This window comes from Mycobacterium sp. TH-M116 (genome assembly GCF_057473685.1).
The window spans coordinates 1-5,739 of sequence record NZ_JBYCLC010000124.1 but is presented as its reverse complement, the minus strand read 5'-3'; the positions used below and the strand labels follow the sequence as shown (position 1 = coordinate 5,739).

The following is a 5,739-nucleotide window of genomic DNA, read 5'->3' as shown; positions in this document are numbered from 1 at the left end:
ACGGCGGTGATGCTGCTCAAGGAGATCGACGTCGAGGCCGCCGAGCACGAAAAGTATGCCGCTCAACGGGAGTGGGAGCCGGCGGCGTGAATATAGTGACCCTTCGATCGGTCGGCGGCGATCGGTCGACGGCGGCGGCACCTGTCAACCTGAATGAGGCACCGTTGCCCGGTATTTACTGGGTGTCCTCCTCTGGTTGGTCGGGTCGGTTGATCCACGAGGTTTCGGGGATCTGCGGTGGTTCGGGCGGTTTGCGGACGAACCGTTCGGGGTGTGCGGCGTAGGCGGCGTCGAGTACGCCGGCACGCTTGTCGCGGATTGCCTCTGCGAGGCCGTAGTGGACGTCGGCAGCGGTATGCAGGCCGAGCCCGCTGTGGCGATGTTCATCGTTGTACCAAGCGAAGAAGACCTGGCAGTGTCTTCGGGCGTCTTCGATCGAGCCGAACCGGCCGGGGAAGTCGGGGGCCGGTATTTCAGCGTCTTGAACTGGGCCTCCGAAAACGGATTGTCGTTGGAGACGTGCGGCCGCGAATGTGACTGGGTGACAACGCGATCGGCGAGCAAGAACGCAACTGGCTTGCTGGTCATGGAACTACCGCGGTCGGCGTGGATGGTCAACTGGTCACGGTCGATGCCTTGCTTGGCGCAGGTCTGGCGGATCAGCACCTCGGCCAGCGCCGCCGATTCGCGGCTGGCGACCATCCAGCCAACGACGTAGCGGGAAAAGATGTCCAAGATCACATACAGGTAGTAATAGGTCCACTTCGCTGGGCCACGCAATTTCGTGATATCCCACGACCACACCGCATTTGGCTCGTTCGCGACCAGTTCGGGTTTCACCTTCGCCGGATGGGTGGCCTGGGCGCGGCGCTCACGCACCTCGCCGGCTTGGCGCAGCAGCCGGTAGAAGGTCGACTGCGAGCCCAGGTAGACACCTTCGTCGAGCAAGGTGGCCCACACCTCAGCCGGCGCGACGTCGGCGAACCGGTCGCTGTGCAGCGTATCGAGGATGGCCTGCTGCTCGGCAGCGGTCAGCGCCCGCAGCTGGTGGCGTTGGCGGTGCGGGATGGGCTCTGGCCGTGCCGGTGGCGGGCTTTGCCGGTGGCGCCGGTAGTAGTGGCCTGCGCGGTACCCACTGCTTCGCAGGCGGCCCGCACGCCCAGTTGCGGTGCCAACTCCATGACGGCCTGATCAGTCATGGTGTCGACCTCGGATCGGTATCCGCGCTCTCGGAGAGAGTCTCCAAGAGCGCGTGCAGTTTTGCCTGGACGTCCACCACGGCGCGGGTCTTGGCCAGCTCCTGCTCCAGTCGCTGCTTTTCGGCTTGCAGGCGGGCGATCTGCTCGGCGGCCGGATCACGGCGCTTGCGCCCGCGTGGGGCGGCCAGTCCCGCCAACGCGCCGGCGTCGCGGGCTTTGCGCCACTCAGTGATGTGGCTGGAGTACAGCCCCTCACGGCGCAGCACCGCGCCCTTCTCACCCTCGGGTGCCGCGTCGTAGGCAGCGAGTACCTCCAGCTTGTACTTGGCGGTGAACGTCCGCCGCCGGGCGCGTTCGGGCACCTCCGGGTCGGGGCGTTGCGTTGCATCGTCAGCCACCCCACCAGGATCTTCGATCCCGGTCGCTCGGGCCAACGTCGTCACCTTGTTCGTCATTTCGGGGAGCCTCTCCATCCCCGCCCTCGAGTCACTAAATGTCAGGGGGCGGGTGCCTCAACCCAGGCTGACAGAGAGGGGAATTGCGTGAACAGAATGCCAGGCTCAAGCGGCTTTTGGCCGAAGCTGAGCTAGAAAAGGACGCTTTGCGCGAGGTGGCCAAGGGAAAATTTTGAGCCCGGCCGCCAAGCGCCGTGCCGTGGACATGCTCAAAGAGGTTCGGGGCATGTCCGAGCGGCTGGCGTGCACAGCGGTCGGGCTCGCCCGTTCCACCTATCGCAGGACCCCGGTTGCGCTGACACCGGATGATCCCGACGCTGATCTGCGGCGATGGCTGCGCACCTACTCCACTGCCCATCAGTGTCATGGGTTTCGGCGGGCCTGGGCCGCGCTGCGCCATGATGAGCACCCGCGGTGTGAACAAGAAGAAGGTGCACCGCTTGTGGAAGGAAAAGGGCCTACAGCGGCGCGTGCACAGTCCACGCAAGCGGGCTGGCATGTCGTCGGCGCCGGAAGTGGTTACTGATGCCCTGAAGGTGGTGTGAGCGTTGGATTTCCAGTTTGATTCCACCATCGACGGCAAGGTCGTCAAGATCGCGTCGATGCTCGATGAGCACACCCGTGAATCGCTGCTGAACATCGTGGAGCGCTCGATCACCGCCGAACGTCTGATCGCCGAACTGCGCACGTGTTTCGCCGCGGCCGGCGGGGCCTCCGCTAGTGCTGCGCATGGACAACGGGCCGGAGCTGATTGGTCATGTCCACTGGAGTGGTGTAAGAGTGCGTTCGATCGCGTGACCCTTCGTGGGACAGTCTAGGTGGTCAGGGCTGGGGTGTCGTCGGTTTGCTGGGGGCTGGGTTGGTCGGTGCTGGTCGCGGCTGCGCGGGCGCGGGTGAGCACGTCTAGGCCCAGGTAGCGGCGGCCTTCGATCCATTCGTCGTGTTGTTCGGCGAGCACGGCCCCGACGAGGCGGATGATCGATGCCCGGTCGGGAAAGATGCCCACGACGTCGGTTCGCCGCCGGATTTCTCGGTTGAGGCGCTCTTGTGTTATCTGTAGTCCGGTGGTCGGGCAGGGCTGTGATCTGCTGGTTTGCGGTGTGGACGATGTCCGCGACGTGCTCTTTGCGCTCGGCTGTTGGCCGGTCAGCAGGGATCGATTGTTATCGAATCGCGATGTCGGGCGGGTCGTTTGCGGGTGTCGTCGCGGGCTTGTCCGAGAGCATGGGCGAGTTGGTGACGCAGTCGCTGATTCTGTTCGGCGAGTTCACGGTTGCGGCGAAGAGCGACGTCGAGGCGCCGGCGCAGGGAGTCTTCGGTGGCGCGTTGCCGGGCCGGCGGAACCTGGTCGTGTTGGGGGCGGCGTAGCGCACGGATGCGGTTGATCTCGTCTTTGAGGTCGGGCTGGGTGTAGAGCCAGGACCGGGAGACACCGGCGTGGTCGGCGACGGCTTCGAAGCTGATCTTGGTTCCGGCGCGGTCGAGTTCGTGCAGGGCGGCGATGGCTTTTGCCCGGGTGATCTCGTGACGCTGCTTGGCTGCGGTGACGATGTGAATGCTGTTGTCAGCTCGCATGTTCGGCCGCCTTCGGATCGGTGGGAGTGTCGAGCGAGGTGATGATGGCGTCGAGGTTGCCCAACACCTGACGGTTCATCTCGGCCAGCCGTTTGTGTCCGCGCGCTTCTGCCGCTGTGATCAGTTGGAGTGTCTGCTCGCGTTGGGTCCGATGTTGCGGCAGGAACTCCTGAGTGGTCAGGAACATGGGGCAGGTCAGGCAGGCGTTGGCGTGTGGGCAGCTCTGCTGGACGGGCAGACCGCAGTAGCCGTTGGGCAGGGCTTGGGTGGCGCGACCGAGGCGTTGTTTTGCCCAAGCGGCGTCGGCGAGCGGTCCGTCCGGGTCGAGGTTGACCTCACGGCCGTGGTTGTCGACTTTGCGGGCGGCTTCCCAGGCTCGGCGGACGGTGGTGTCGTGCAGGCGAGCGTAGTGGGCGGTCATCTGCGGTGAGTCGTGGTCGAGGATGCGGCGCACGACCTCTTGGGGAACGTCGCGGTTGATCAGGCGGGTGCCGAGCGTGTGGCGCCACTGGTGCGGCGTCAAATGCACCGGGTGGCTGTGCTCGTCGCGGATGTCACAGGCTGCGAGCCATCGGTGCAGCGCCTCGCGGTAGGTCGGGATTGCCAGGGGGACTTGCCCGTCGATGTTCTTGGTGGGGCGCGGGAACAGCAGTGCAGTGCCGCCGGGCCAGCGTTCGGAGACGAGGCGGCGTTGGTGGCCGATCATGTCCACGAGGTCCGGGGCGATTGGAACAAGGGCGTCCCGCTTCATCTTGTGGTTGAAGTAGCGCAGATAGGGTGCCCCGTCGGCGTCTGTGGTGACGCAGTCGCCGCGCAACCGCAGGGCGTCGGTGATCCGCAGTCCGCAACGCATCAGGATGACGGTGATCAGTCGATAGACGGGATTGTTGAACCGGTCGAGGTTGTCGCGGTGTTCGAGCTGGGTCATGACGTGTTCGGCTAACGCTCTGGGCAGGTGTTCGCCGCGCTTCGGGTGGTCCTCGGCGAAGAACATCGCCGTGGCGGGAAGCCCTGTGGCCCAACAATGTTGGCGGATCGCGGCAAAGAACCCATTGAGCAGGCCGATGTGGGCGCCCCGCCGCTGTGGGCTGTATTCCCGGTTCAGGTGGGCCAGGTAGCGTTCGAGTAGTTCCCGGTCGATTCGACTGATGTCTTCGATGTCGACGTCGGCGAGAAACCGTCCGAATCGGGCGATGGCCAGCAGCGGGCGTCCACCGCCTGCTTCGAGGTTGAGCCCGCGTGAGAGGCGCAGCCGGATCCATCGTTTGGCCGGCTCTCTCAGCCAGGGTTGCGGGATGCGGTCGAACCGCAGTGTGTAGTGGCCTTCGTAGCCGAGCCGGTGCATCCGCCAGACGTCGCGCGGGTATTCGGCTTCCCAACCTCCGGCCTCGGCCAAGTCCAGCACCGTGGAGTGCGCATAGAGCAGCAAGCCGCGAGATCTCGTGTCGTTGAGCATCACCGCGGAGCGTTCCCGCCATTGGTCGGCGTCGAAGTCGAGCAGCGAGGTGGCGGCGGTGTCGATCAGCAGCCGGACCACCCTGGCGACAACCGTCGGCGTCAGCTTGCCGCGCCGGTCGTCGTGGCGTTGCTGCAGCACGTACTGCATCTCCAGTTTCAGCTGCGGCGTGAGCATCCCGAGCTGGATCGTCTCGTTCGCCGGTGTGTCGTTGGATTCGAATCTTGCAACGAACCCGTTGATATCGTTGCGGCCGTTGACTTTCCAAGTGTTGGTATGGGAATGGCATAACGGCGACTCGGCCTGCGGCCATAACGAGCAGTGCCCGATCCGGCAGGTCGCCCCGGGCAGGGGCTGTTTCACCGGCAGCGGATCACGTAACCACGAGGCCAGGTGTGGCCGCCCGGCGCGTTCCCACCGTTGCGCGTGCAGCTGACACAATCCGCCGCGAGCCGACCCGTAACCGCAGCCGTCGACCCGACATGCCTGGTTGGGGCGATGTTTGCGCCAACGCGGATCGGTCGTGACGGCGAACTCTTCGAGGTCAGGGCGGCCCGCGTTGGCCCATCGCTGGTGGTGACCTTGACAGAGGCCATGGCCGCGGGCGCTGCGTCCGCAGTCGGCGACGCGGCAAGACCCTCCGCCGAATACGGCGTCGTCCGCGGCGAACTCCAATACGTCGCTGCGGAATTCGGCGCGAACACCGGCCATGAGCCTGCCCAGCAGGCCCAGCGTTGAATTGCGATCCAGGGCGGTCACAGGTTCACCTGGGCCTTTCCGATGAACCAGCCCGCGTGCTCCATCGCCTTGCGGGCGTCCTCCACGTTCAGATGCCCATACGTCGCGGCGGTGACGGTGACATTGGCATGGCCGAGCAGCTTGGCCACGACCTCCAAGCCGATCCCATCGCGCAGCATCCTGGTCGCGGCGGTGTGACGCAGCCAATGCGGGTCGAAACCGATGTCCGTGCGACGGCGCAACCGGCGGACCAGGTCATAGACCGCGCCATAGGTCAACGGATGGCCGCGGGGCCGCCCCCAGAGGTTGACAAAGA

At 65.4% G+C, this 5,739-nt stretch carries 5 protein-coding genes and 2 pseudogenes; 2 read left to right on the top strand and 5 right to left on the bottom strand.

The annotated features are described in order from the left end of the window. Nucleotides 1-175: 175 nt before the first annotated feature. Nucleotides 176-1,615: pseudogene (locus AC2VOK_RS06065) on the bottom strand (IS3 family transposase). 344 nt (nucleotides 1,616-1,959) lie between these two features. Between AC2VOK_RS06065 and AC2VOK_RS06060 the strand changes: the two are divergent. Beyond that, nucleotides 1,960-2,199, top strand: coding sequence for a hypothetical protein (locus tag AC2VOK_RS06060; protein ID WP_428899673.1), 240 nt, complete (start codon nucleotides 1,960-1,962; stop codon nucleotides 2,197-2,199). Nucleotides 2,200-2,202: 3 nt separating this feature from the next. Further along, nucleotides 2,203-2,472: a hypothetical protein gene (locus AC2VOK_RS06055; RefSeq protein WP_428899672.1), complete on the top strand. Its 270-nt coding sequence runs from the start codon at nucleotides 2,203-2,205 to the stop codon at nucleotides 2,470-2,472. Here the strand turns inward: AC2VOK_RS06055 and AC2VOK_RS06050 are convergent. The 4 genes and pseudogenes from AC2VOK_RS06050 to AC2VOK_RS06035 form a co-directional block, all read right to left on the bottom strand. Then, nucleotides 2,469-2,705, bottom strand: a pseudogene (locus AC2VOK_RS06050) (transposase); the annotation flags it as partial. The gene AC2VOK_RS06055 and the pseudogene AC2VOK_RS06050 overlap by 4 nt on opposite strands. Before the next feature lie 95 nt (nucleotides 2,706-2,800). Next, entirely contained in the window at nucleotides 2,801-3,229 is a 429-nt protein-coding gene (locus AC2VOK_RS06045) for a DUF6262 family protein (RefSeq protein WP_428899671.1), read from the bottom strand. Continuing rightward, nucleotides 3,219-5,444, bottom strand: a complete 2,226-nt coding sequence (locus tag AC2VOK_RS06040; RefSeq protein WP_428899670.1) for a tyrosine-type recombinase/integrase — start codon at nucleotides 5,442-5,444, stop codon at nucleotides 3,219-3,221. Before AC2VOK_RS06040 ends, AC2VOK_RS06045 begins: the two co-directional genes overlap by 11 nt. Further along, on the bottom strand, nucleotides 5,441-5,739 hold a 299-nt coding region (locus tag AC2VOK_RS06035; protein WP_428899669.1), incomplete at its 5' end, for a tyrosine-type recombinase/integrase. The genes AC2VOK_RS06035 and AC2VOK_RS06040, both read right to left, overlap by 4 nt.

Coding starts and splice junctions, on each gene's coding strand:
- AC2VOK_RS06045 (WP_428899671.1), bottom strand. CDS start 3,229: ATGCGAGCTGACAACAGCATTCACATCGTCACCGCAGCCAAGCAGCGT.
- AC2VOK_RS06060 (WP_428899673.1), top strand. CDS start 1,960: ATGATCCCGACGCTGATCTGCGGCGATGGCTGCGCACCTACTCCACTG.